Genomic DNA, 335 nt, shown 5'->3' with positions numbered 1-335 from the left:
CTCATTCGGTCTCGGGTTCGCGAGGTGCTCGACGGCTTGCCGGTGAATCAGCCTTTCGATTGGGTGCAGACCGTCTCGATCGAATTGACAGCTCGGATGCTCGCGACGCTCTTGGACTTCCCTTACGAGGAACGTCGCAAACTCGTGTACTGGTCAGATATGGCGACGTCGTTCGAGGAGGCCAACGGTGGTCCCGCGGACCTCGACGAGACGTTCGACGGGATGCGCGACATGGCGAGCGGTCTGAGTTCTCTGTGGTACGACAAGAAGGCCCGGACAGAAGCCGGGGAGGAACCCGGCTTCGATCTGATCACCATGTTGCAGAGCAACGAGAA

At 59.7% G+C, this 335-nt stretch carries 1 pseudogene; it reads left to right on the top strand.

Features of this window, described 5'->3' with window-relative positions:
* A pseudogene (locus tag G6018_RS12795) lies at positions 1–335 on the top strand (cytochrome P450); the annotation flags it as partial.

It is taken from the genome of Dietzia sp. DQ11-44 (genome assembly GCF_014145205.1).
Classification (GTDB): Bacteria; Actinomycetota; Actinomycetes; order Mycobacteriales; family Mycobacteriaceae; genus Dietzia; species Dietzia natronolimnaea.
Note: the sequence above shows the minus strand (reverse complement) of the source record. Positions and strands in the feature narration are given on the sequence as shown.